Annotated in this window: 25 protein-coding genes; 13 read left to right on the top strand and 12 right to left on the bottom strand. The window is 71.1% G+C overall.

Annotated features, from left to right (window positions below):
- The first annotated feature begins 2 nt into the window (after positions 1-2).
- Positions 3-983, top strand: a complete 981-nt coding sequence (locus ABKA17_RS06795) for an RNA polymerase sigma-70 factor (protein WP_502994185.1) — start codon at positions 3-5, stop codon at positions 981-983.
- A gap of 140 nt (positions 984-1,123) precedes the next feature.
- The gene (locus ABKA17_RS06790) at positions 1,124-1,870 is read left to right on the top strand and encodes an SDR family oxidoreductase (protein ID WP_353690953.1); all 747 of its coding nucleotides are present in this window, start codon (positions 1,124-1,126) and stop codon (positions 1,868-1,870) included.
- Positions 1,871-1,939: 69 nt separating this feature from the next.
- On the opposite strand, the gene ABKA17_RS06785 is transcribed toward ABKA17_RS06790, so the two are convergent.
- The gene (locus ABKA17_RS06785; protein WP_353690952.1) at positions 1,940-3,298 is read right to left on the bottom strand and encodes a pyridoxal phosphate-dependent decarboxylase family protein; all 1,359 of its coding nucleotides are present in this window, start codon (positions 3,296-3,298) and stop codon (positions 1,940-1,942) included.
- Between the two features lie 180 nt (positions 3,299-3,478).
- On the opposite strand from ABKA17_RS06785, the gene ABKA17_RS06780 reads away from it, so the two are divergent.
- Positions 3,479-3,967 carry a MarR family winged helix-turn-helix transcriptional regulator gene (locus ABKA17_RS06780; protein WP_353690951.1) on the top strand — a complete coding sequence of 163 codons (489 nt, stop codon included), beginning with the start codon at positions 3,479-3,481 and terminating at the stop codon, positions 3,965-3,967.
- 61 nt (positions 3,968-4,028) lie between these two features.
- Positions 4,029-4,409 carry an alpha-L-rhamnosidase C-terminal domain-containing protein gene (locus ABKA17_RS06775; RefSeq protein WP_353690950.1) on the top strand — a complete coding sequence of 127 codons (381 nt, stop codon included), beginning with the start codon at positions 4,029-4,031 and terminating at the stop codon, positions 4,407-4,409.
- Positions 4,410-4,434: 25 nt separating this feature from the next.
- Here ABKA17_RS06775 and ABKA17_RS06770 read toward each other — a convergent pair whose 3' ends face one another.
- Complete coding sequence (locus tag ABKA17_RS06770) at positions 4,435-5,643, bottom strand: cytochrome P450 (RefSeq protein WP_353690949.1); 1,209 nt, start codon at positions 5,641-5,643, stop codon at positions 4,435-4,437.
- A 253-nt stretch (positions 5,644-5,896) separates the two neighbouring features.
- Here ABKA17_RS06770 and ABKA17_RS06765 point away from each other — a divergent pair, with 253 nt between their 5' ends.
- From ABKA17_RS06765 to ABKA17_RS06755, 3 genes are all read left to right on the top strand, one after another.
- Positions 5,897-6,568, top strand: coding sequence for a helix-turn-helix transcriptional regulator (locus ABKA17_RS06765; protein ID WP_353690948.1), 672 nt, complete (start codon positions 5,897-5,899; stop codon positions 6,566-6,568).
- Between the two features lie 23 nt (positions 6,569-6,591).
- The gene (locus tag ABKA17_RS06760; protein ID WP_353690947.1) at positions 6,592-7,569 is read left to right on the top strand and encodes a threo-3-hydroxy-L-aspartate ammonia-lyase; all 978 of its coding nucleotides are present in this window, start codon (positions 6,592-6,594) and stop codon (positions 7,567-7,569) included.
- Between the two features lie 140 nt (positions 7,570-7,709).
- Positions 7,710-8,069: a cupin domain-containing protein gene (locus ABKA17_RS06755; RefSeq protein WP_353690946.1), complete on the top strand. Its 360-nt coding sequence runs from the start codon at positions 7,710-7,712 to the stop codon at positions 8,067-8,069.
- A gap of 89 nt (positions 8,070-8,158) precedes the next feature.
- Here the strand turns inward: ABKA17_RS06755 and ABKA17_RS06750 are convergent, their stop codons facing one another.
- The 3 genes from ABKA17_RS06750 to ABKA17_RS06740 are packed head-to-tail and all read right to left on the bottom strand — an operon-like array spanning position 8,159 to position 11,150.
- Positions 8,159-8,917, bottom strand: coding sequence for a hypothetical protein (locus ABKA17_RS06750; protein ID WP_353690945.1), 759 nt, complete (start codon positions 8,915-8,917; stop codon positions 8,159-8,161).
- A 26-nt stretch (positions 8,918-8,943) separates the two neighbouring features.
- Positions 8,944-10,296: a vWA domain-containing protein gene (locus tag ABKA17_RS06745; protein WP_353690944.1), complete on the bottom strand. Its 1,353-nt coding sequence runs from the start codon at positions 10,294-10,296 to the stop codon at positions 8,944-8,946.
- Positions 10,293-11,150, bottom strand: a complete 858-nt coding sequence (locus ABKA17_RS06740) for an AAA family ATPase (protein ID WP_353690943.1) — start codon at positions 11,148-11,150, stop codon at positions 10,293-10,295. Before ABKA17_RS06740 ends, ABKA17_RS06745 begins: the two co-directional genes overlap by 4 nt.
- Before the next feature lie 199 nt (positions 11,151-11,349).
- Here ABKA17_RS06740 and ABKA17_RS06735 point away from each other — a divergent pair, with 199 nt between their 5' ends.
- Positions 11,350-11,928, top strand: coding sequence for a dihydrofolate reductase family protein (locus ABKA17_RS06735; RefSeq protein ID WP_353690942.1), 579 nt, complete (start codon positions 11,350-11,352; stop codon positions 11,926-11,928).
- Between the two features lie 73 nt (positions 11,929-12,001).
- On the opposite strand, the gene ABKA17_RS06730 is transcribed toward ABKA17_RS06735, so the two are convergent.
- Both ABKA17_RS06730 and ABKA17_RS06725 read right to left on the bottom strand, forming a co-directional pair.
- The gene (locus tag ABKA17_RS06730) at positions 12,002-13,315 is read right to left on the bottom strand and encodes an FtsX-like permease family protein (protein ID WP_353690941.1); all 1,314 of its coding nucleotides are present in this window, start codon (positions 13,313-13,315) and stop codon (positions 12,002-12,004) included.
- A gap of 3 nt (positions 13,316-13,318) precedes the next feature.
- Positions 13,319-14,104 (bottom strand): ABC transporter ATP-binding protein, encoded by a 786-nt coding sequence (locus ABKA17_RS06725; RefSeq protein WP_353690940.1) that lies wholly within the window; start codon positions 14,102-14,104, stop codon positions 13,319-13,321.
- A gap of 168 nt (positions 14,105-14,272) precedes the next feature.
- Here ABKA17_RS06725 and ABKA17_RS06720 point away from each other — a divergent pair, with 168 nt between their 5' ends.
- From ABKA17_RS06720 to ABKA17_RS06700, 5 genes are all read left to right on the top strand, one after another.
- Positions 14,273-14,953, top strand: coding sequence for an ABC transporter permease (locus ABKA17_RS06720; RefSeq protein WP_353690939.1), 681 nt, complete (start codon positions 14,273-14,275; stop codon positions 14,951-14,953).
- A complete protein-coding gene (locus tag ABKA17_RS06715) occupies positions 14,950-15,621 on the top strand; it encodes an ABC transporter permease (protein WP_353690938.1) in 672 nt (223 codons plus the stop codon). The genes ABKA17_RS06720 and ABKA17_RS06715 overlap by 4 nt, the downstream gene beginning before the upstream one ends.
- Positions 15,618-16,556 carry an ABC transporter substrate-binding protein gene (locus ABKA17_RS06710; RefSeq protein ID WP_353690937.1) on the top strand — a complete coding sequence of 313 codons (939 nt, stop codon included), beginning with the start codon at positions 15,618-15,620 and terminating at the stop codon, positions 16,554-16,556. Before ABKA17_RS06715 ends, ABKA17_RS06710 begins: the two co-directional genes overlap by 4 nt.
- Positions 16,557-16,586: 30 nt before the next feature.
- A complete protein-coding gene (locus tag ABKA17_RS06705) occupies positions 16,587-17,159 on the top strand; it encodes a hypothetical protein (protein WP_353690936.1) in 573 nt (190 codons plus the stop codon).
- Between the two features lie 128 nt (positions 17,160-17,287).
- Positions 17,288-18,175: a hypothetical protein gene (locus tag ABKA17_RS06700; protein ID WP_353690935.1), complete on the top strand. Its 888-nt coding sequence runs from the start codon at positions 17,288-17,290 to the stop codon at positions 18,173-18,175.
- A gap of 15 nt (positions 18,176-18,190) precedes the next feature.
- Here ABKA17_RS06700 and ABKA17_RS06695 read toward each other — a convergent pair whose 3' ends face one another.
- The 5 genes from ABKA17_RS06695 to ABKA17_RS06675 all read right to left on the bottom strand — a co-directional run bounded on the left by ABKA17_RS06695 (position 18,191) and on the right by ABKA17_RS06675 (position 23,165).
- Positions 18,191-18,709 (bottom strand): cupin domain-containing protein, encoded by a 519-nt coding sequence (locus ABKA17_RS06695; RefSeq protein WP_353690934.1) that lies wholly within the window; start codon positions 18,707-18,709, stop codon positions 18,191-18,193.
- Positions 18,710-18,963: 254 nt separating this feature from the next.
- Complete coding sequence (locus ABKA17_RS06690; RefSeq protein ID WP_353690933.1) at positions 18,964-20,118, bottom strand: betaine/proline/choline family ABC transporter ATP-binding protein; 1,155 nt, start codon at positions 20,116-20,118, stop codon at positions 18,964-18,966.
- A 142-nt stretch (positions 20,119-20,260) separates the two neighbouring features.
- On the bottom strand, positions 20,261-20,929 hold the full coding sequence (locus ABKA17_RS06685; protein ID WP_353690932.1) for a LutC/YkgG family protein: 669 nt from the start codon (positions 20,927-20,929) through the stop codon (positions 20,261-20,263).
- The gene (locus ABKA17_RS06680; protein ID WP_353690931.1) at positions 20,926-22,413 is read right to left on the bottom strand and encodes a LutB/LldF family L-lactate oxidation iron-sulfur protein; all 1,488 of its coding nucleotides are present in this window, start codon (positions 22,411-22,413) and stop codon (positions 20,926-20,928) included. Before ABKA17_RS06680 ends, ABKA17_RS06685 begins: the two co-directional genes overlap by 4 nt.
- Positions 22,410-23,165 (bottom strand): (Fe-S)-binding protein, encoded by a 756-nt coding sequence (locus tag ABKA17_RS06675; RefSeq protein WP_353690930.1) that lies wholly within the window; start codon positions 23,163-23,165, stop codon positions 22,410-22,412. The genes ABKA17_RS06680 and ABKA17_RS06675 overlap by 4 nt, the downstream gene beginning before the upstream one ends.
- Positions 23,166-23,194: the final 29 nt, after the last annotated feature.

Here is a 23,194-nt window from a genome sequence, read left to right as displayed (position 1 = left end):
GTATGGGGGACGGTACGGACGCCCTCGACGGCACGGAGTCCGTCGACGGGACGCACTCCCTCGGCAGCGCTCATTCCCTCGGCAGTGCTCATTCCCTCGATGGCTGGGACTCCCTCGACCAGGCGACGAAGGTGTTCATGGCGGTGCGGCCCCAGCTCTTCGGCATCGCCTACCGCGTCCTCGGCAGCGCCTCGGAGGCCGAGGACGTCGTTCAGGAGGCGTGGCTGCGCTGGCAGGACACCGACCGTGGCGTGGTCCGCGAGCCGAAGGCGTTCCTGACCACCGTCACCGCCCGACTGGCGATCAACCTCGCCCAGTCCGCCCGGGTGCGGCGCGAGTCGTACGTCGGTCCCTGGCTGCCGGAGCCGATCGACACGCGCGCCGACCCGCAGCTGGGCGCCGAGCGGGCCGAGGCACTCGACCTGGCGGTGCTCTTCCTCCTGGAGAGACTGAACCCCGTGGAACGGGCCGCCTATGTGCTGCGGGAGGCCTTCGACTACCCCTACCGGCAGATCGCGGACATGCTGGAGACCAGCGAGACCAACACGCGTCAGGTGGTGAGCCGCGCGCGCAAGCGCATCTCCTCGGAGCGCCGCAAGCCCGTCGGCGCCACCGAGCACCGACGGCTCATGGAGGTGTTCCTCGCCGCGGCACAGACCGGCGATCTGGCCGTGCTGGAGGACATCCTCACCGAGGACGTGATCAGCTACACCGACGGCAACGGGCTGCGCGGGGCGTCCCGGATTCCGGTCGTCGGCCCGCTGCACGTCTCCCGGTACCTCGCCGCCTTCGGCCCGCGCTTCTGGCCGCACAAGGAGATCGAGTGGGTCGAGGCCAACGGCGCACCGGCCGCCCTCGTCTCGGACGGCGGGGCGCCCGTGGTCCTGCTGACCCTCGACATCTCGGAGCGCGGCGTCGAGCGGGCCATGTGGGTCATGAACCCGGAGAAGCTGACGCCGTACGTGGCATCGCTCGGCGACTGAACCGATCCAGCCCCTACTGGATGAGAGGGAAAACTCGTCGAACGTAAGTCGAGTGAAGTTGTCACAAACGGCTCCGGTGCCCGGTCTCCACTGATGCAGGCAATCAGGGAAACCCGAACAAACCCGAGAGGAACTCCGTCATGAAGGTCGTAGTGATCGGTGGAACCGGGCTCATCGGCTCGAAGGTGGTCGCCGGGCTCGGCGCGCACGGGCACGAGGCGGTCGCGGCGGCGCCCAACACCGGCGTCAACACGCTGACGGGCGAGGGGCTGGCCGAGGTCCTCCAGGACGCGTCGGTGGTGGTCGACGTGTCGAACTCGCCCTCGTTCGAGGACGAGGCGGTCATGGAGTTCTTCCGCACCTCGACGACCAACCTGCTGAAGGCGGAGACGCAGGCCGGAGTGGGGCATCACGTGGCGCTGTCCGTGGTCGGGACCGACCGTCTCCAGGGCAGTGGGTACTTCCGCGCCAAGCTGGTCCAGGAAGACCTGATCAAGGCGTCCGGCAACCCCTACTCCATCGTCCACGCCACCCAGTTCTTCGAGTTCGCCAAGGGACTCGCCGACGGGGTCACCGAGGGCGACACCGTGCACCTGCCCGACGCCAGGATCCAGCCCATCGTCTCCGACGACGTGGCCGCGGCCGTCGTCCGCGCCGCGGTCGGCGCACCGGTGGGTGGCGTGGTGGAGGTCGGCGGACCCGACGTGTTCCAGCTGGAGGAGTTCATCCGCATGGGGCTGACCGCCCTGAACGACCCGCGCAAGATCGTCACGGACCCGGACGCGACGTACTGGGGCGCCCCGCTGGAGGAGAACACGCTCCTGCCCGGCCCGGACGCGCACATCGCCGGGACGAGGTTCGCGGACTGGCTCGCCGAGCAGAAGTAGTTCCCGTGGGTGGCCCTCACCGAAAGGAGAGGGCCACCCATAGCCGTATCTGCGCCCTGAGCGTCGGCGTCAGCCCGTGAGGGCCTCGACGCGGGCGTGGATGTCGTCGACGTGGTGCTCGGATTCCGGCTTCATCAGGACGCTGCGGAGGATACGGGCGCCGTCGGCATCGGCGGTGACCTTGGGGTGGCGGGTGCCGAAGGCCTCGCGGTCGGCTCGGAGGGTGCTGAGGAAGACCGGGTCGGGGACGGTCATGCCGTCGGTGAGGACGCGGGCGGAGGCGGCGTTGACGGCGGTCAGGGTGGCGGGTTCGACGGTCGGGAAGTAGGTGACGACGTCGAGTTCGGGCTGCTGGTAGAGCTCCAGCCGGCTGGACGCGGTGATCAGGTCGGCCCAGCGCAAGGCGGCGCGGCGGCCCGCGGCGAGTACCTGGCCGAGCCCGTCGGGGGTGGGCGGCAGGAGCTGGAAGGTGAGCCACAGGGCGGCCGCGGCGGCGCCGGCGCGCGAGCACTCCAGGCTGATCTCGCCGAGGTGCAGATCGGTGGAGGTGAAGTAGGTGTAGGGCGAGTCGTGGAGGTAGAAGCGGCCCACCTCCGGGTCGCGGAAGAGGACGGCTCCGCAGCCGTAGGGCTGGAGCCCGTGCTTGTGCGGGTCGATGACGATCGAGTCGCACCGGGCGATGGCCCGCCAGGGCTCGGGCGGGAGTCCTTCGGGGCCGTCGGCGCCGGCCAGCAGGGTGAAGAAGCCCCCGTAGGCGGCGTCGACGTGGACCCGGGCGCCGTACTTCCGGGCGAGGGGCAGGGCGAGGTGGACGGGGTCGATCGCGCCCAGTCCGGTGGTACCGGCGGTCAGCACGACCGTGCCGATCCGCCCGGTCCGCAGCAGCTCTTCGAGGGCGTCGAGGTTGATGCGACCCCGGTTGTCGGTGGGGACGGGGTGGCCCTCCAGGCCGAGGACGCGGCACATGCGGCCGTGGGTGTAGTGGGCGTCGGCGCTGTAGGCGATGCCGCGGTCGGGGTGGAGTTCGCGGGCGACGAACAGGGCTTCCAGGTTGGCGATCGTGCCGCTGGTGGTGAGGTGCCCGAGGTGAGTGTCGTAGCCGAACATCGCGGCGAGTCGGGCGACGGCCTCGCGTTCCATCGCGGCGGTGGCGGGACCGCCGTCCAGGGCGTGGTTGTTGGGGTTGATCAGCATGGTGGTGAGGTAGCCGACCACGGCCGCCGGGTGCGGGGGCTTGAGCATCTGGCCCGCGTAACGCGGGTGGAAGAAGGGGTAGTTGTTCTTCAGACGTCCCGTCAGTTCGCCGAAGGCCGTGGCGAAGCGGTCCTCGTCGACGAGCAGTGAGGGGTGCGTGTCGTACGCGCCGTAGGTGTCGGCCCAGTTCTGTATCTCGTGGGTGGCCCGTCCGAGCCAGTGCTGCAGATCCACGGTCCTGCCCCGCTTTCGTGGTCGTCGCTGAGGAGCCCTGCCCGAGCCCTGTCCAAGTTCCGTCCACGGTAGAAGATTGTTGACTGCTCAGCAATTGAGTAGTCAGTATTTGAGATGTCGGTAGGTGAGTGCGCAGTAAACTCGGGGAGGTTTCGCAGGCAAGGGAGAGGGGCTCGACCGGTGGGTGCGGAGAAGCGGCAGGGCGGGGAGGCGGGGCGTGCCGCCAACAGTGCGCTCGTGCGGGATTTCGGGCTGCTGATCAAGGCCGCCACCCGTCTGGAGCTGCGGATCGACGCGGCACTGCGGCAGCGGTGCGGGATCAGCCACACGATGTTCGAGGTGCTCATCCGGCTCTGCCGACAGGAGGGCGAGGGCGTCTCGCAGCGTCAGCTGGCGGATGACCTCACGCTCACCAGCAGCGGCATCACCCGGCTGATCGACCGTATGGAGGAGACCGGCCTGGTCCGCCGGGTGCCGTCGCCGACGGACCGCAGGAGCGTCCTGGTGGAACCGGCCGACCGGGGGCGTACGGCCTTCGTCGACGCGGCGGCCGTGCATGCCGAGGTCGTCGAGCGGTACTTCGTGGAGCCGCTGTCCCAAGCCGACTACACGCGACTGACCGCGGCGCTGGACCGGATCGACAAGTCCCTGGACGACACCGGGCAGTGAGCCGAAACCCCGTCAGACCCCTCGGCGAGGTGCGTCCGGCTGAGGTGTGTCCGACTGAGGTGTGTCCGACCCGGCCTCACCCGTCGCCGCCTGCGAGACCCTGCGCATCCGCCCGTACATCCCCGAGCTGGCGGTCAACAGCCGGGTCCCGAAGAACACCGAGGACACCGACCTGGACCCGGCGACCCTCGACCACGTCAGGGCCCCGATCGACACGGTGCGGGGCACGGTCTCCTCGGAATGGCGGCGCTGCCCGGACGGCCGGATCGACCTCGCGGTGACCGTCCCCCACAACACCGACGCCGAGATCTGGGTGCCCACCCGGGACCGGCCCGTCGCCGCGCCGCGCGGGGTCGACTTCGTCCGGGACGACACCTCGGGCGGCGCGGCCTACAAGGTCTACCGGGCCCGGGCGGGGGAGTACCGCTTCAACGCCGGGTGAACGAGCGGGCCCGCCGTCGGCCCGGCTACCAGGCCACCGGCAGTTCGTAGACGCCGTACACCACCCCGTCGTCCTTGAAGGGGATCTTCTCCAGGCCGACCGCCCGACGCAGGGTCGGGACGCGGCGGAGGAGGGTGCTGTAGACGACCTGGAGTTCCAGTCGGGCCAGCGGCTGGCCGAGGCACTGGTGGATGCCGAAGCCGAAGGCCATGTGGCGGCGGGCGTCGCGCCGGACGTCCAGGCGGCCGGGGTCGGGGAAGCGGTCGGGCTGCCAGTTGCCGCTCGCGCCGGGGATGATGACACCCTCCCCGGCGCGGACGGTCTCGCCGCCGATCTCGACGTCCGCCAGGGCCACGCGCCGCTGGCCGTTGTGGACGACCGTCAGATAGCGCAACATCTCCTCGACGGCGCCCGCGAGCACCTTGGGGTCGTCGGTGTCCCGGACGACCGCCAGCTGCTCCGGGTGCTCCAGCAGTGCCAGGACGCCGAGCGCGATCATGTTGGCGGTGGTCTCGTGCCCGGCGCCCAGCAGCAACAGGCCCAGCATCGCGGCCTCGTGACGGGCGAGGTCGCCGTCCCGCGTCCGGGCGGCCAGGTCGGAGAGCAGGTCGTCGCCCGGGTCGGCGAGCTTCGCCTGGAGCTGTGCGTCCAGGTACGTCAACAACTCCCCACTGGCGGCCCGGGATTCCTCGACCGAGGCGTCCCGGCGGACCCCCACCTCGCTCCTGCTCTGGAAGAACTCGTGGTCGGCGTACGGGACTCCGAGCAGTTCGCAGATCACCAGCGAGGGCAGCGGCAGTGCCAGGGCCCGGACCAGGTCGGCGGGGTTCGGACCGGCCAGCATCGCGTCGATGAACGCGTCGGTCATGCGCTGTACGGCGGGGCGCATGGCCTCGATGCGCTTGATGGTGAACGGCGCGGTGACCATCCGGCGGATCCGCGCGTGCTCGGGGTCGTCCATGTTGAGGAAGGACGGCGGCATCCGGGAGTAGGCCTCCTGGAAGGCGGCGCTGAAGTGGGGGAAGCCCGGCCGCCGGGGATCGACGCTCAGCCGCGGGTCGCCGTAGAGCGACCGCTGGTCCTCGTAGCGCGTGACGAGCCAGGGGGTGCTGCCGTCCCACAGCCGGACACGGGAGACCGGCCGCTCGGTCTGAAGACGCAGCATCTGAGGGGGCGGGTCGAAGGGGCACCCGGCCGCGCGTGCCATGGGGAAGTCCGCAACGGTGTCGGTCATCTCGCTCCTCGGGGTTGGGGGGAAGGGCGTCGTCGTCATCGAAGCCCGCGAAGCTGACAACTACCGGCCATCCGCCTGACAGCGGCCTGATGTGGCCGGAACGCGCGGGTCCGTGGCGCCGATCCCGCCACTTCCGGTACGGACGTCCGTTCTGAGGCGGGTGCTGACCGTCCAGCCTGATTGGACTATACGTCCAAGCATTGGACCTGTAGTCTAGAACCGCTGGTCGGTAGTGAGAGCGGGGAGAGGTGTCATGTCATCCGAGCGGGCCCTGGAAGCGGAACGGGACGCGATCGTCGCGGCGCTGATGCCGGTCGTCGACGGGCTGGTGGCGACCTTCGGTCCGGTGTGCGAGGTGGTCCTGCACGACTACCGGCTCCCGGAGAACTCCGTGGTCGCCCTCGCCGGTTCGGTGACCGGACGTGCGGTGGGCGGGGCGATGAGCGAGATCGGCCTGCGGATCGTCGCCCGCGGGGACGAGGCGGGCGACGAGCTCAACTACGTCACGCGCACCGGCACCGGGAAGACCGTCAAGTCCTCCACGCTGGTGCTGCGGGACTCCACCGGCGCGGTCTTCGGCGCCCTGTGCGTCAACCTCGACGTCACCGCCGCGAGCGAGGTCCACGCGCTGCTCGGCGCGCTCGCCGGGATCGGCGCCGCCCCCGCCGAACTGCCGGTGACCACCTTCGGCGACGACATCGACTCGGTGGTCGACGTCATCCTGGACACCCACCGCCACCAGCCGTGGGGCGCCCTCGACCGGGCCGGACGCCTCGACCTGTTCCGCAGCCTCGACGACCGCGGTGTCTTCGCCGTACGCCGGGCCGTCGAGCAGGTCGCCGCCCGTCTCGGCATCTCCCGCGCCTCCGCCTACAGCTACCTCTCCCAGGCCCGCGCCACGACCACGGACGCGGGCACCGCGTGACGAACACCGATGGAGGCACCCCAGTGACGACCACGACCCCGCCCGTCACCCTCGACGACGTCCGTGACGCGGCCGAGCGGCTCAAGGGGGTCGCGCACCGCACCCCCGTGCTGCGCTCCCGCACCCTCGACGCCCGCGTCGGCGCCGAGGTCTTCCTGAAGTGCGAGAACTTCCAGCGCATGGGCGCCTTCAAGTTCCGCGGCGCCTACAACGCGGCCTCCCGGTTGACCCCCGAGCAGCTGTCCCGCGGTATCGCCACCTACTCCTCCGGCAATCACGCCCAGGCGGTCGCCCTGGCCGCCCGCGAGCTCGGCAGCACCGCGGTGATCGTCATGCCCGAGGACGCCCCGCGCTCCAAGCGCGAGGCCACCGCCGGCTACGGCGCCGAGATCGTGCCGTACGACCGCTACACGGGCGACCGTGCGGCGCTGGCCGAAGCGCTGGCGGCCGAGCGGGGACTCGCCGTCATCCCGCCCTACGACCATCCGCACGTCATGGCCGGACAGGGCACCGCGGCCCTCGAACTCCTCGAAGAGGTGGGGGAGTTGGGCGTGCTGATGGCACCCGTCGGTGGTGGCGGGCTCATCGCCGGGAGTGCCACGGTCGCCACGGGGCTGTATCCGGGCATCCGGATCATCGGGGTCGAGCCCGAGACCGGTGACGACACCAAGCGGTCCCTGGAGGCCGGTCGGCGCGTCACGATCCCGGTGCCCCGCACCATCGCCGACGGCCAGGCGCTGGAAACTCCCGGCGAGCTGACCTTCTCGGTGAACCGACGGCTCGTCGAGGCGATCGCGCTGGTCACCGACGACGAGATCCGGGACGCGATGCGGTTCGTGTTCGAGCACCTCAAGATCGTCGTGGAGCCGAGCGGGGCGACTCCGCTGGCCGCCCTGCTGTCCGGCCGGGTGGCGGAGCTCGCGGGCCGGGTCGGAGTGATCGTCTCCGGCGGCAACGTCGACGCCGAGCGCTTCGCCGAGCTCTGCGGCGGACCGGCCTGAGCCGGGGTCCTTCGAATGGCGGCGCCGGGTGGCCGGGCGGACGATGGAGTGGTAGGGGGCCGGCCGCCGACGGAGGCGTACAGGGTCACCGGGAGGTCCGCCCCCGGTCGCGGTGAAGCGCGGCCGGAAGGGAGTGCGTCATGTTGGAAGTGAAGACGCTCGACAAGCCGGACGAGCGGCGTGATTTCCCTCGCGGCCACCTGGAAGCCGTCCACATGACGGACCTCGACTTCGCCGTGGGGACCATGGAGCCCGGCTGGCGTTGGTCCGAGTCCGTGGGCCCGATCGCGGGCACCGACAGCTGTCAGATGCACCACAACGGCTACGTGGTCCAGGGCCGTATGCACATCACCATGGACGACGGCGGCGAGGCCGAAGTCGGACCCGGTGACGTCTTCGTCGTCTCGCCGGGACACGACGCCTGGGTCGTGGGCGACGAGCAGGTCGTGCTGTACGACTTCCAGGGCCAGACGGCGAGGGAGTTCGCGAAGTCGGACTGACCCGTCCGTCACACGGAACCGGTCGGTGTCCGTGTCAGCAGAGGTCCGATCCCGAGAGCCTGGCGGCCAGGTTCTCGGGAGTCGACCGGTCAGGGGCGGGGCCGTCGGGCCGCGTCCCAGGCATGCGGGTCGCGGTGGTGGTTGCGGTGCCCGGCGGCGAGCACGGCACGCAGTTGCGCCAGGTGCGCGGTGTCCGGCGGGAGGGCCACTCGGCTCAGCAGGTCCAGGGCGGCCTGCGGTTCGAGGTCGCCGTGGACATCGTGGTAGCTCCCCAGCAGGGCCCTGAACAGGGCGGGGTGCAGTGCCGGGACGTGCGCGGCGATGCCGTACGCGGTCTCCTTCACCGGCCAGGGGACCGGACCCGAGCACTCCAGGACCCGGCGGGCCCGGCGGAGCAGGGGATCCGAAGGGTCGTTCCGCAGGCGATGGATGTCGTGCCCGAGTACCTCGGCGAAGGCGGTCGCGGCGGTCTTGCGGTCCTCGAACCAGTCGACCCACAGCGAACAGGTCACGGCGTCGCCCGTCTCGGGGGCCTCCAGCCGCTGTCGGTAGCCGTCCCACAAGGCGCCCGGCGGCAGCGGGCCGCTCGGGTCCTGGTCGGCGAAGCGGATCTCGCAGGTGACCCAGTAGGCGTCGAGGAGATCCAGCAACCCGAACGCCAACCTCAACTGCCCGGCCCGGTCGAGGCGTTCGTCGGTGAACGCCTGTCCCGCCCAGGACCGTGCGACGTCGTCGGCGGTGAGCCGGGCGTCAGGGGCGTCGCCGTCGAGCCACGTGTCGTCGCCGACCTGGGTGACGCCGGCCTCCGCCAGCCACCGCCGGGCATCCTCCCTGGCCTGTGTGTCCATCGGCACAGTATGACCGGGCCGCCGGTTCAGATCGGCAGCAGCCGTCCCACCAGGGCGCCCAGCTGCCGGACGTTGCGGCACTCGTGCATCTCCACGAGCTCGGCGTACTCCGGCGCCGCGGAGTCACCGGTGCCCCACCGGGTGCGCTCCTCGGGGTTCAACCAGTAGACGCGGCGGGCCCGTTCGGAGATCTGCCGGACGGCCGCGAGGTTCGGGTCGCTCATGTTCGTACGGGCGTCTCCGAGGACGAACACGGTGGTGCGCGGGCCGACCGCGTCGCCGTAGCGCTCCGCGAACTCGCCCAGGGCCATGCCGTAGTCGCTGCTGCCGTGATAGCCCGTGAGCTCCGCCTCCGACTGGATGCGGGCGCCGAGCCCGGCCGCGTCGGCCGCGCCGTGCACCAGCAGTCCGGTCACCTCGTCGATCCGGTTGACGAAGGCGAACACCCGCACCTTGCTGAACTGGTCGTGCAGCGCCTGCACCAGCAGCATCGTGAAGTCCGAGAAGCCGGACACCGAGCCCGACACATCGCACAGCAGCACCAGTTCGGGCCGGGCCGGACGGCGCCTGCGCAGCACCGGCTTCATCGGCACCCCGCCCGTCGACAGCGAACCGCGCAGGGTCCGCCGTAGATCGATGGTGCCCCGGGCGGCCCGGCGCCGGCGGGCCGCCAGCCGGGTGGCGAGCTTGCGGGCCAGCGGCTGAACCGTCCTGCGCAGTTCGGCCAGTTGGGCCTTTCCGGCGAACAGGAAGTCCACCCGGTCGGCCGTCGGGGCCACCGCGCGCCGGGCGAGGAAGTCCCGGTCGCGCCGCTCGGCGACCCGGCGCCGTGCCTCCGTGGCGACCAGGGCGCGGAAGGCCTCGATACGGCGCCGGATCTCGTCGTCGAGGAGCCGGTCCGCGAAGCCCGAACTCCCGCCCCGCGCACGGATGTCGGCGCGGACGCGGGCGAGCAGCGTCTGCGGGCGGAGCCGGTCGAGGGTCTGGTACGACGACCAGCCGTCCGACGCGGGAGAGGAGCCGTATCCGCCGAAGCCGTCGACGGCCTCGACCGCCAACCGGGCCATCAGGGCCTCGTCCTGGGCGGCGAGGGCGGCCGCGAGCCGGTCGCGCAGGTCGTCGCGGTCCTTGGCGGAGGAGTCGGGCGCGCCGACTCCGCGGGGGAAGTAGAGGTCGAAGACCGGGTCGAACACCGGCCGTTGAGCCGCACCGTGCAGCAGCGTCGCCGCCAGCCCCTCGCGCAGCAGCTCCCGGTCCGTGAGCCCGAGGGCCTCCATCGCCTGGGCCGCGTCCACCGTCTCGCCGGTGCCGACCCGGATGCCATGGGCCCGCAGTGCGGCGACGAGCGACGTGAGCCGCTCGGCGACCGGCGTGCTCACAGGGCGTCCAGGTCGAGCTTCGCGGCCGCCTTGAGGACGTCGTCCTGGTGCTTGAGGATCACGCCCAGGGTGTCGCGTACGACGCTCTCGTCGAGGGTGTCGGCGCCGAGCGCGAGGAGGGTGTGCGCCCAGTCGATGGTCTCCGCGACCGAGGGCACCTTGCGCAGGTCCATCGCCCGCAGCGCACCCACCACCCGGACAACCGACTCGGCGAGCGCCGCGTCCAGCCCCGGCACCTTCAGCCGTACGATCCGACGCTCCAACTCCTCCTCGGGGAAGCCGATGTGGAGGAACAGACAGCGACGGCGCAGCGCCTCGGACAGCTCGCGGCTGGCGTTGGAGGTGAGGACGACGAACGGGCGGCGGGTGGCGGTGATGGTGCCCAGCTCGGGCACCGTGACCTGGAAGTCGCTCAGCACCTCCAGGAGCAGACCCTCCACCTCGACGTCGGCCTTGTCCGTCTCGTCGATCAGCAGGACCTTGGGGTCGTCGCCGCGGATGGCCGTCAGCAGCGGCCGGGGGAGCAGGAACTCCTCGCTGAAGATGTCGGTGCGCGTCTCGTCCCAGGTCTCGTCGCGGCCCGCGCTGATCCGCAGCAGCTGCTTGGCGTGGTTCCACTCGTACAGCGCGCGGGACTCGTCGACGCCCTCGTAGCACTGCAGGCGCACCAGCTGTGCCCCGGCGACCTGGGCGACGGCCTTGGCGAGCTCCGTCTTGCCGACCCCGGCGGGGCCCTCCACCAGGAGCGGCTTGCCGAGCCGGGCGGCCAGGAAGACGGTCGTGGCGACGGCGGGCGAGGCGAGGTAACCGGTCTCGGCGAGGCGCGCGGAGACGTCGTCGACGGAAGTGAACAACGGGGCCTCCGGGTCGGCGGCGATGACGGTGGCGGCCGGGCGGCCAGGTGCCCGTCAGGGCGTCCACCTATCTAAGCGCTTGTTCAGCGGTTCTGTCACGCCCCGCGTGCCGCGGCCGGACGGGGTGGGGACACTGGGCGATGAGTTCCGGAGCGTTCGGCAGTCACAACGTCGAATCCGTCACCCAGGAGGACTTCCGATGCGCAGAGTGACCTACTCGATGAACGTCTCACTCGACGGCTACACCGTCGGACCGGACGGCGGTTTCGACTGGCCCGGGTTCGACAAGGAGATCTTCCGCTACTGGATCGACGAGATCCGCGGCGTCGACGTCCACCTGATGGGGCGGCGGCTGTACGAGACGATGCTGTACTGGGAGACCGCCGAGCAGGAGCAGTCCTTCGACGAGGACGACCGCGAATGGGTGCGGCTCTGGAACCCGCTGCCCAAGGTGGTGTTCTCCACCACGCTGTCGGAGGTGAAGGGCAACGCCCGCCTGGTCTCCGGCGGTCTGGTGGAGGAGATCGAGCGGCTGCGCGCCGAGCCCGGGGAGGGCGAGATCGCGATCGGCGGCGCGACGCTCGCCGCCGAGGCCGCGGCGGCGGGGCTGATCGACGAGTACCGGGCCATGGTCTACCCGGTGCTGGCCGGCGGCGGCACACCGTTCTTCCCCCGCAACGAGCGCCGGGTCGATCTCGAACTCGTCGAGACCCGCACCTTCGGCCGAGTGGTCCTCCTCAGCCACCGCGTGGTGCGTGAAGCATCAACGATGAGTTGACCAGGCATACGACCCGGACGTACGACGAGGGGGCGGCCGCCGCGGCAGCCGCCCCCTCACCCGCGCGCTCCCCTCACGCGGCCAGTGCCACAGCCTCCGTCGCCGGTGTCCGCAGCACCTTCCGCGCCGTCGCCAGACTCGTCCCCAGCGTCACCGCCGCCGCGACCGACACCACCGCGAGCCAGATGCCGAAGGTCTGCTCCGGCAGCACCGCGTCGGTACGGACGACGGCGAAGGGGACGATCCCCGCCAGCGCGGCGACCGTGCCGAAGAAGACTCCGGTGACCGTCAGGACCAGCGTCTCGGCCCCGACCACCCCGAGCACCTGACCCGGCGTGGCCCCGGCCAGCCGCTGCTGACCGAACTCCCGGCCGCGGTAAGTGGTCGCCGCGTACAGCGAGTTGACCAGCATCACGCAGACGAACACCACGATGATCCCGACGACCGTGTAGTTCAGCGTCTCCAGGTTCTTGGCGTCGACCGACTTCACCAGCCCCGACGCCTCGATGGCGTCGCTCTCCACCGACTGCATGGTGAGTGTCGCCGTGGCCATCGCCGTGAACAGGATCAGCGACATCAGGATCCCGGAGAGATGCCCGGCCCGCTCCCGCAGATTGCGCACGGCCAGCCAACCCGCCGCACCCGACAGACGCAGCCGGTCCAGCACCCCCGCCAGCAGCCGCGGCGCGAGGAGCGCGAGCCCGACCGACAGCAGGATCGCCCCGTACGCAGGCGGTGCCATCAGCGTCTCGTCCGTCCCGGAGGAGGCGAAGGTGGACGTCGCCGACAGGGCGCCGGCCACGAGAGCGGCGTACGTGAAGAACTTCCGTGCCCGGCCGCGCTGTCGGCGCTGTCCGCGCGTCACCCGCCGTACCGCGAGGAACGCGGCGCCCACGGTGGCGAGCAGCGTGATGGCCACGCCCGACAGCAACGCGATCGGGCCGAAGGAGTGGTCGACCGACGACGCCACCTGACCGTTGTCCTGGAACAGGTCCAGCAGCGCCTGTCCGCCGAGCATCGCCGGGCCGATCGCCAGCGCGACGCCCACCAGGGCCACGGCCATCGCCTCACCGACCACCATCCGCTTGAGCTGCGCCGGAGTCGCCCCCGAGCAGCGCAGCAGCTCCAGTTCGGCGGCCCGCTGGCGCACGTTGACGGTGAGCGTGGAGGCCACGGCGAAGAACACCAGCAGGGAGCCGTAACCGCCCACCACGCTCGCCGCGGTCGTGAGCGTCTCCGAGCTCACCGGGTCGACGCCGTTCTGGGCCGCCGTGTCGTGCATCGAGTTGAACGTCATGATGATCGCCGCGCCGAGGAAGGCGGACAGCAGCGTCGCGAGGAACCGTCCGGGGCGTTGCCGGATCGACCGCATGGCCAGTACGAACATCGGTCACACCCCCGCCGTCAGGTCGTCGCCGAGGTGGGCGAGGCGCTCGGCGACCGCGTCCGCGGTGGGCGCGGTCAGCCCGCCGGCCAGCCTGCCGTCGGCGAGGAACAGCACCGAGTCGGCGTAACTGGCGGCGACCGGGTCGTGGGTCACCATCACCACGGTCCGGCCGTGCACCCGGACCGCCTCCTGGAGCAGCCGCAGCACATCGCGTGCGCTGCGGGTGTCCAGCGCGCCGGTCGGCTCGTCCGCGAAGATCACCCGGGGCTCGGCGACCAGGGCGCGGGCGATCGCGACCCGCTGGCGCTGACCGCCGGACAACTGGTCGGGACGGTGCCCGAGCCGGTCCCCGAGACCGACCTGGGTGAGCACCTCCCGGGCCCGCCGCCGGTCGACGCGCTGCCCCGCGAGCTTCAGCGGCAGCACCGTGTTCTGCGCGACGGTGAGCGTGTCCAGCAGGTTGTACTGCTGGAACACGAACCCGATCCGGCCCCGCCGGAACCGCGTCAGCTCGGCCTCGCCGCCGCCCGTCAGCTCGGCGCCGTCCACCACCACGATCCCGCTGTCGGGCCGGTCCAGCCCGGCCGCGCACTGGAGCAGCGTCGACTTGCCGGAGCCCGACGGTCCCATCACCGCCGTGAAGGAGCCCCGGGGCAGGCTGAGCGTCACCCCGTCCAGGGCGGTCACCGCGCTGTCCTCGCTGCCGTAGGTCTTGGAGACCTTCACCAGCCGCAGCGCCTCGGCGGCGGGGCCCGTGTCGTGCGTACGTCGCGAACGTGTGCGAAACATCGTCTTGACCTCTCCGTCCGGCACTCCCTGTGCCCTGACAGCGAAGTTACGGAGAAGACGGAGCGACCACATTGGGCCCAGAACCCGTATCGAGGGGTGTACCCAGCGACACCCCGGACGGGTCACCACAACGAGCCGACCCCCTGGCACGACCGGTGCAATGGAGGAGTGACCGCCCCTCCGGACGACTGCCTCGCGCGCAACGAGTGGATCTGCGGCGAGTATCTGAGCTCCCGTCGGCAGATCCTCTGGGACGCGGTCCTCCAGCATCTGCAACTGACCACGGTCTCGGTGCTCATCGGCCTCGTCATCGCGCTGCCGCTCGCCGTGCTGGCGCGCCGCTGGGGCTGGGCGGCGGGCCCCGTCCTCGCCGTCACGACGGTCCTCTACACGATCCCCTCCCTGGCGATGTTCTCCCTGCTCCTGCCCGTGTACGGGCTCTCGGCGGGCCTGGTCGTCGCCGGACTCGTCCTCTACTCGCTCACCCTGCTCGTGCGGAACATCCTCGCCGGACTGCGGGCCGTCCCCGAGGAGACCCGGCAGGCCGCCCGCGGCATGGGCTACGGCCCGGTCCGCCTGCTGCTCACCGTCGAACTGCCCCTCGCCCTGCCCGCCGCGATGGCCGGCCTGCGCATCGCCACGGTCTCCGCGGTGTCGCTGGTCACGGTCGGTGCGATCGTCGGCTTCGGAGGGCTCGGGAACCTCATCTACGCGGGCATGAACACCTACTTCAAGGCCCAGGTCCTCACCGCCTCCGTGCTGTGCGTCGTGATCGCGGTCGCGGCCGACGTGCTGCTCCTCGGCGTACAGCGGCTGCTCACCCCGTGGACCAGGGCGGCCCGCGGATGACGACCCTCACCGACGCCTGGGACTGGCTCACCGACTCCGCCCACTGGGCCGGCGACGACGGCATCTGGCACCGGCTGCTCCAGCATCTCCTCCTCACGGTGGTCTGCCTGGTCGTCAGCTGCCTGATCGCCCTCCCGGTCGCCCTCGTCCTCGGCCACCTCGGCAAGGGCGGCGCCCTCGCGGTCAACATCTCCAACATCGGCCGGGCGGTGCCCACCTTCGCCGTCCTGGTGCTCCTGCTGCTCACACCCGTCGGCGACTGGGGAGAGGGCCCGACGGTCGTCGCCCTCGTGCTGTTCGCCCTCCCGCCCCTGCTCACCAACGCCTACGTCGGCATGCGTGAGGTGGACCGCGGCGTCGTCCAAGCGGCCCGCGGCATGGGGATGACCGGAGGGCAGATGCTGTTCCGCGTGGAGCTGCCCCTGGCGCTCCCCATGGTGCTGAACGGAGTACGCATCGCCGCCGTCCAGCTCGTCGCGACCGCCACCATCGCCGCGCTCGCGGGCGGCGGAGGGCTGGGCCGCATCATCACGGCCGGCTTCAACCTCGCCAGTACGCCGCAGGTGGTGGCCGGAGCGGTGCTCGTCGCCCTGTTCGCGCTGCTCGTCGAGGGCGTCTTCGAGATCGCCGAGCGCCTGGCGCCGCGCTGGACGAGGGGCACGCGATGAGGCGCCGGTGGGTCGCCGTGGTGCTCGGCGCGCTGCTGACCGGCTGCTCCACGGGCCCGTCCCTGGAGAACCAGAGCGCGGTCACCGCCGCGCCCGGCGACAGCCACCGACTGACCATCGGATCCGCCGGGTTCACCGAGAGCGACCTGCTCGCCCAGATGTACGCGCTGCTGCTGAACCAGGCCGGCTACCGGACATCCCTGCTCACCGTCGCCAACCGCGAACTGTACGAACCGGCCCTGGAATCCGGCCAGATCGACGTCGTGCCCGAGTACGCGGCGACCTTCGCCGACTGGCTCAACGCCAAGACCAACGGCGCCGACGCGACCCCGGTCGGCTCACCCGACCTCGCCGCCACGATGAAGGCCCTGCGCCGACTGGCCACACCGCGCGGCCTCACCGTCCTGGACGCGGGCAGGGCCGTCGACCAGAACGCCTTCGCCGTGAGCGCCGCCTACGCACGGCAGCACGACCTGAAGACCCTGAGCGACCTCGGCGCCTCGGGCCTGAAGGTACGCCTCGCCGCCGGGGACGAGTGCGTCCAACGGCCTTACTGCGAACCGGGGTTGAGGAAGACCTACGGCATCGACATCACCGGCGTCGACCCCAAGGGCGTCGGCACCACCCAGGCCAAGCGGGCGGTCCAGAGCGGTCAGGACCAGATGGTGCTCACCACCACGACCGACGCCACCCTGACCGACTTCGGCCTGGTCATCCTCACCGACGACAAGCACCTCCAGAACGCCGACTACGTCGTCCCCGTCGTCAACCGCTCCCGCGCCGGCAGCGAGGGCGTCACCAAGGCGCTGGACAAGCTGAACGACGTCCTGACCACGACCGACCTGGCCTCGATGAACCAACAGGTGGACAGCTGGCGCCGATTGGCGAAGGACGTGGCGCGGACGTATCTGGAGGAGAAACGGCTGCTGAAGTGAGATGTCAGTGGGGCACCGTACATTGCCGTCATGGGTGTCTATCTGGTCGATGTCGACGCACAGGACTGGCGTGATGAGCACGAGGGCGGTCATGGGGAGATCGCCGCAGCGCTCGACGAAGAGTTGAGGCAGCGCGGTCTGCCCGCGTACGAGCCGTTGCTCGAGGAGAGAAGTGCTCCGTGGTTCGAGGAGAAGCTGAGTCCGTCCATGGACGGCTTCGTCAAGTTGTGCCGGGCGCATCTGACGCGGGCGGAGGAAGAGTTCCTCTGCAGCTGGTCGGTTCTGGTGCCGATCGCGATCGAGGAGGAGATACGGCTGCCCATCGGCTCCGCCTACACGGACGTCACGGTGGTCGCCGGAGCGCCCCGGGCGCTCGCCCTCGCCCAGCGGCTGGCCTCGGCCATCGCACTGCCGCCCATGCTGCCGGCCGCGTACACGAACCTCGGTCTGACCTGCTGGTTCCTCGACGGACAGGCCAAAGAGACCGCCGCCGCCCGACCCGGCCCCTGGGCCGACGACCTCGACGCCGCCTTCTACGTGGCCCTGTATCTCCGCGCCGCCCAGCACTCCCTGCGCCGCGGCTGCCCGATCGTCTACAGCTGACGTGACGGCTCCGTGACGTCGGTGACCGTACTGGTGCGGTGGGGAGGCTTCCCGGGGTCCTTCCGCGCGGGTACACCCGGTTCATGGGGGACAACAACGGGGGAGACCGTCACCCTTGGTGGCGGGGGATGCGTGAATCGTTCGACGGGGCCGACACCGAGCTGCGACCCGAGGGACTCGTCGACGTGGTGCCGGCCGGCTTCGACGGCGCCTATGTGCAGTTCGGCGATCTGTATCCCGAACAGCAACTCCAGCTGCAACTGCTCTACGGGGCCTCGCAACGCGCCTTCGAACACCGTACGAGGATCTCGGCACGCGTCACCGTCGTGCGGGTGCTCGGCAATGCGCTGACCGATCCCCGTCTCGGCGACCAGAAGCCGAACGAGCACCTGGCGGAGTATCTCGACCAGGAGATCGCCGACCTGCGTGGCCGGCTGGCCCAGGACAGCGCGACGGCCGTCAGCCGCGGCCTCAACATCGGCCTCGGCCTGGGCTCGGCCGTCAGCCTGGTCCTGCTCGCCGTACCGCTGCTGTGGGGCGTGGGCCTGCTCGGGGCGCTGGGCGTGACGCTCAACTGCACCAACCGCTGGAGTCTGATGGGCGCCTTCGTCTGCGGCGGCGTCGGCGCGTTCGGCGCGGTGCTCAGCGTCCTGGTGCGGCTGCGGGGCAGCGCGGACCAGCTCGCGCGACGACAGACCAACGGTCGCGAAGGCGTAGTGGTACCCGGTCAGATGGCCCGCAGCATGCGCCACGAGGGCCTCTACCGGGTCTTCGTCGGCTGGGTCCTCGCGCTGGCCGTCTACTTCCTCTTCAGCGGCGGTATCGTGCCGGTCTTCCAGGTCCCGGCGACGGCGGCCGAGATCTGCCCGTCCCCGGGCAGTCCCGGCTCCGCCGTCAAGGGCACCGACTTCTGGGGCTTCTGGTGCGCCGTCGGCTTCGTCGCGGGCTTCAACGAACGCTGGGCCTTCGGCATCCTGGGACGGGAGTCGACCCGCCGACCGGGAAAGAGCTCCTGACCGGCGCGCGGCCGCCTACTCCCCGCGCGGTTCGAAGTCCTCCACGAAGTAGCTGTCGTGCCGGATGCGGAACCGCTTCAGTTCCTCGGCGCCGCGCTGCGACACCTCCGCGACCCGTTCGAAGTACTCCTCACGCGGGGCGCCCGGGGAGAAGAGCATCAGCATGGACATGGGCTCGTCCGTCGTGTTCTTGAAGGCGTGCAGCCCGCCGACCGGGACGTACAGGAAGTCACCGGTCCGCCCCGTGACCCACTTCTCGCCGTCGTAGAGCTCCAGTTCGCCGGAGAGGATGTAGAAGGACTCCGACATCGCCCGGTGGAAGTGGGTCCGGGCCCCGGCGGACCGCGGGCCCAACTCCGCCTTGTACAGCCCGAATTCGCCGCCGGTGGAGTCGTGCGTGGCGAGGTAGTGGGTGGCGCCGCCCGGCGACGAGATGTCCGGGGGCGTCTCGGCCGACCGGAAGGACGCGTTCACCTCACCCTCGTCGCCGAGATAGCGGGGCTCCGGGTACGCGAGGTGTTCCGGGTAGGACATGGTGCGCTCCTTCTGACAGGCGTCGACCCTCATGCTGTCCCGCCCCCGTCCCGGAGACATCGGCCCCGCGCACGATCTAGGACGCGACCAAGACGGAGGACCGACGACCTAGTCCCAGGCCCGACCGTGCCCCTGACCCCCTGACAGCAGAAACCGACCCCCGCCGTCCACACCTACAGGTCCACCACCCCGGCACACCTACGCGCCACCACGGCCCCGGCAGCGCCGACGCGTCGACCTCCACCCGGCAACACCTACGCACCCGCCACCGAATCGAACCGCACCTGGTCCCGAGGCACCCCCAGCGCGTCCGCGTCCACCGATCGGCGCAGGGCCTCGTGCAGCTTGGCCGGGGTCAGGACGCCCAGGAAGCGTGCCCCGTCCAGCACGGCGACCCAGCCCGCGTCGTGCTGGAGCATCACCCCGAACGCCTGCTTGAGGGGGGCGCCCACCGGCACCCAGGCGTTCATCCGGTGGGCGCGGTCGCCGACCGTGCCGCCCGCGCCGAGGTCGTCCACGCCGACCCAGCCGTGGAGTTCGCCCGCGTCGTCGAGGACCACGGCCCAGCGGGCCCCCTCCGCACCCAGCCGTTCCGCGGCGGTCCCGGCCGGCTCGTCCAGGCGGGCCAGCGGCGGCTGCTCCAGGTCGTCGGCCTCGACGTCGGTGACCGACAGCCGCTTCAGCCCACGGTCGGCGCCCACGAACTCGGCCACGTACGGCGTCGCCGGCGCCCCCAGAACCGTTCCGGGCGTGTCGAACTGCTCGATCCGCCCCTGCCCGTACACGGCGATCCGGTCGCCCAGCCGGACCGCCTCCTCGATGTCGTGCGTGACCAGCAGCACCGTCTTGCGCACCGCGGCCTGCATCCGCAGGAACTCGTCCTGCAACTGCTCCCGCACCACCGGGTCAACCGCGCCGAACGGCTCGTCCATCAGCAGCACCGGCGGATCGGCGGCCAGCGCCCGCGCCACGCCGACCCGCTGCCGCTGCCCGCCGGACAGCTGGTCGGGATAGCGCGGCCCGTACCGCTTGGGGTCCAGGCCCACCAGATCGAGCAGCTCGGCCGCGCGCGCCCTGGCCTTCGCCTTCTTCCAGCCCACCAGTGCCGGCACGGTCGCCGTGTTGTCGAGGATCGTGCGGTGCGGGAAGAGCCCCACCTGCTGGATGACGTAGCCGATCCGGCGCCGCAGCCGCACCGGGTCGATGTGCGCGATGTCGTCGCCGTTGACGAGGATCCGCCCCGAGGTCGGCTCGATCAGGCGGTTGACCATCATCATGGTCGTCGTCTTGCCGCAGCCGGACGGGCCCACCAGGGTGACGAGCTCCCCCTCGGACACCTCGAAACTCAGGTCGTCCACGGCCGTCGTACCGTCCGGATACCGCTTGCTGACCTGCTCGAACCGGATCATGCCCACACGCTAACGGCGCGTGCCGCACGGCGCCTTCCCACGAGGTCCCTCTGGCTGGCGAAGGGCGGCTCTCAGTTTTCGAAGATTTCGAAGCCGGCAGCTCGGGAGGGAGGAGTGCGCATCCCCGGCTTCCTTCCGGCCGCTACGAGTCGACCTCCGCGCTCGACCGGCCGCCCACCAGCACCACCTCCAGGGTGCGCGGACCGTGCACCCCCTCGACCCGGTCCAGCTCGATGTCACTGGTCGCCGAAGGACCGGAGATCCACGTCAACGGGCGGGCCGGGTCGAGACGTTCGAGCCCCTGCGGGACGGAGGAGACGACCTGCTCCGGGACCCGTACGACACAGATGTGGTGGTCGGGCACGAGCGTGATGCGGCGGCGGCCCTGGTCGGGCGAGCCGTCCAGGACGATCGTGCCGGTCTCCGCGATGGCCACCGCGCACGCCGTGACCACGCTGTCGATCCCGTCCAGCTCGTGCGGGGTGCTCTCCGACCGGTCCGGCACCTGGTCGGCCTCGGCCTCCGCGAGCCAGGACGGTTCCAGACCCGGCGGCACCAGCACCGTCTTCGCGCCCCGCGCGGCCAGCATCCCGGCGAGCGTCACGGCCAGGTCGTCGGCGGTGCAGCGGTGCACGATCGCCCGGTAGTCGGCGAGGTTCTCGGCCAGCAGCTCGACGGTCTGCTCGACACTCCGGTCCCCGTGCTCGCGCACGTAGTCCCGGGCGACCGCCTGGTCGTACGGCGTGTCGTCCTGCGGTACGTCGGCGAGCGCGCGCCGCACCCGGCCCAGGATCCGTTCCCTGCTGCTCACTTGGCGCCGTCCTTTCCGCCGTTGGTCCGCTGCCACCAGTCCCGGAACGGCTCGGCCGGCAGCGGCGGCAGATCCCGGGTGCCGCTCCACGCCTTGCCGGGGCCCGGCAGCTTGCGCGGGTGGAGGCGGCGGGTGCGCGAGGCGAGCCGCTGGCCGGTGCGCAGCGCGCCGGGGCGGGCGAACGCCCAGCGGGCCGCCCGCATGGCCGCCCGCTCGGCGGCATGTCCCTTGGCCGGCTTCAGCACGACCTTGTTGCCCTCGCGGACCACCGGCCCGCCCTCCACGACCCGCTCCCGCAGGTGCACCAGCACCTCGGGGATGTCGATGGCGACCGGGCACACCTCGTAGCAGGCCCCGCACAGCGAGGACGCGTACGGGAGGGAGGCGTCGATCTCGCTCTGCGTCCCCCTCAGTTGGGGGCTGAGGATGGCGCCGATCGGGCCCGGGTAGACCGAGCCGTAGGCGTGGCCGCCGGCCCGCTCGTAGACCGGGCAGACGTTCAGGCACGCCGAGCAGCGGATGCAGCGCAGGGCCTGGCGGCCGACCTCGTCGGCGAGGGTGTCGGTGCGGCCGTTGTCGAGCAGGACCAGATGGAAGGTCTGCGGGCCGTCGGCGGTCTCGGAGTCCGTGGTCCCGGTCCACGTCGACGTGTACGGGTTCATGCGCTCGGCCGTCGAGGAGCGGGGGAGCGTCTGGAGGAAGACCTCCAGGTCCTGCCAGGTCGGCAGGATCTTCTCGATGCCGACGACCGAGATCAGCGTCTCGGGCAGGGTCAGACACATCCGACCGTTGCCCTCGGACTCGACGACCACCAGCGTGCCGGTCTCGGCGATCATGAAGTTGGCGCCGGAGATGCCGACCTTGGCGCGCAGGAACTTCTCGCGCAGGTGCAGGCGTGCGGCCTCGGCGAGTTCGGCGGGGCTGTCGGTCAGTCCCTCGGGGGCGGGGCGGCCCCACTCGCTCATCTCACGCTCGAAGATGTCCCGGATCTCGCCCCTGTTGCGGTGGATCGCCGGAACGAGGATGTGCGAGGGCCGGTCCTTGCCCAACTGCACGATGAGCTCGGCGAGATCCGTCTCGTAGGCGCGGATCCCGGCCTCCTCCAGCGCCTCGTTGAGCCCGATCTCCTGCGTGGCCATCGACTTGACCTTGACGACCTCCGACTCGCCCGTCTCCTTGACCAGTTCGGTCACGATCCGGTTGGCCTCGTCGGCGTCGGCGGCCCAGTGGACGATGCCGCCCGCCGCCGTCACCGACTCCTCCAACTGCACGAGGTAGCGGTCGAGATGACGGAGCGTGTGATCCTTGATCCGCTTGCCCGCCTCGCGCAGCTCAGCCCAGTCGGAGACCTCGGCGACGGCCTTCTCGCGCTTGGCGCGGATGGTGTGTGTGGCGTGCCGCAGATTCCCGCGCAGCGTCCGGTTCTCGACCGCCTCGTGCGCGGCCTTCGGAAAGGCCGGCATCCCTACGAACGTCCCGCTCATACCGCCGGCTCCTCCTCCGTGCTCGCCAGGATCTCCGCGATGTGCACCGGCCGCATCTCCGTGCTGAGCCGGGCCATCGTGCCGCCGATGTGCATCAGACAGGAGTTGTCGGCCGCGCACAGCACATCGGCGCCCGTCGACTCGGCGTTGCGCACCTTGTCGGCGCCCATCGCCGCCGAGACATCGGAGTTCTTCAGCGCGAAGGTGCCGCCGAAGCCGCAGCACTCCTCCGCCCCCGGCAGCTCGACCAGCTCCAGCCCCTTCACGGCCTGGAGCAGCCGCCGGGGCCGCTCACCGAGCCCCAGACCGCGCAGCCCGTGACAGGTCGGGTGGTAGGTCACCTTGTGCGGGTAGTAGGCACCCACGTCCGTGACCCCGAGGACGTCCACCAGGAACTCGGTCAGCTCGTACGTCTTCGGGACCACGGGCGCCAGCGTCGCCGCGAGCGAGTCCCCACGCCCCTCGGCCCGGGCCCGCTCACCCATCCGCGGATACAGCTCCCGCACCATCGCCCCGCACGACCCGGAGGGCGTGACGATCGCCTCGTACTCCCCGAATACATCGGAGAAATGCCGGGCCATCGGCTCGGCCTCATGGCGGTAGCCGGTGTTGTAGTGCGCCTGCCCGCAGCAGGTCTGGGCCATCGGGAAATCGACCTCGACGCCCAGCCTGGTCAGCAGTTTCACCACCGCGCGCCCGGTGTCCGGATAGAGCGTGTCGTTGACACAGGTCAGGAACAGAGCGACACGCATCGCGGCTCCTTGTGATCGATCATCGGATG

It is taken from the genome of Streptomyces sp. RG80 (genome assembly GCF_040446465.1).
Lineage (GTDB): Bacteria > Actinomycetota > Actinomycetes > Streptomycetales > Streptomycetaceae > Streptomyces.
Note: the sequence above shows the minus strand (reverse complement) of the source record. Positions and strands in the feature narration are given on the sequence as shown.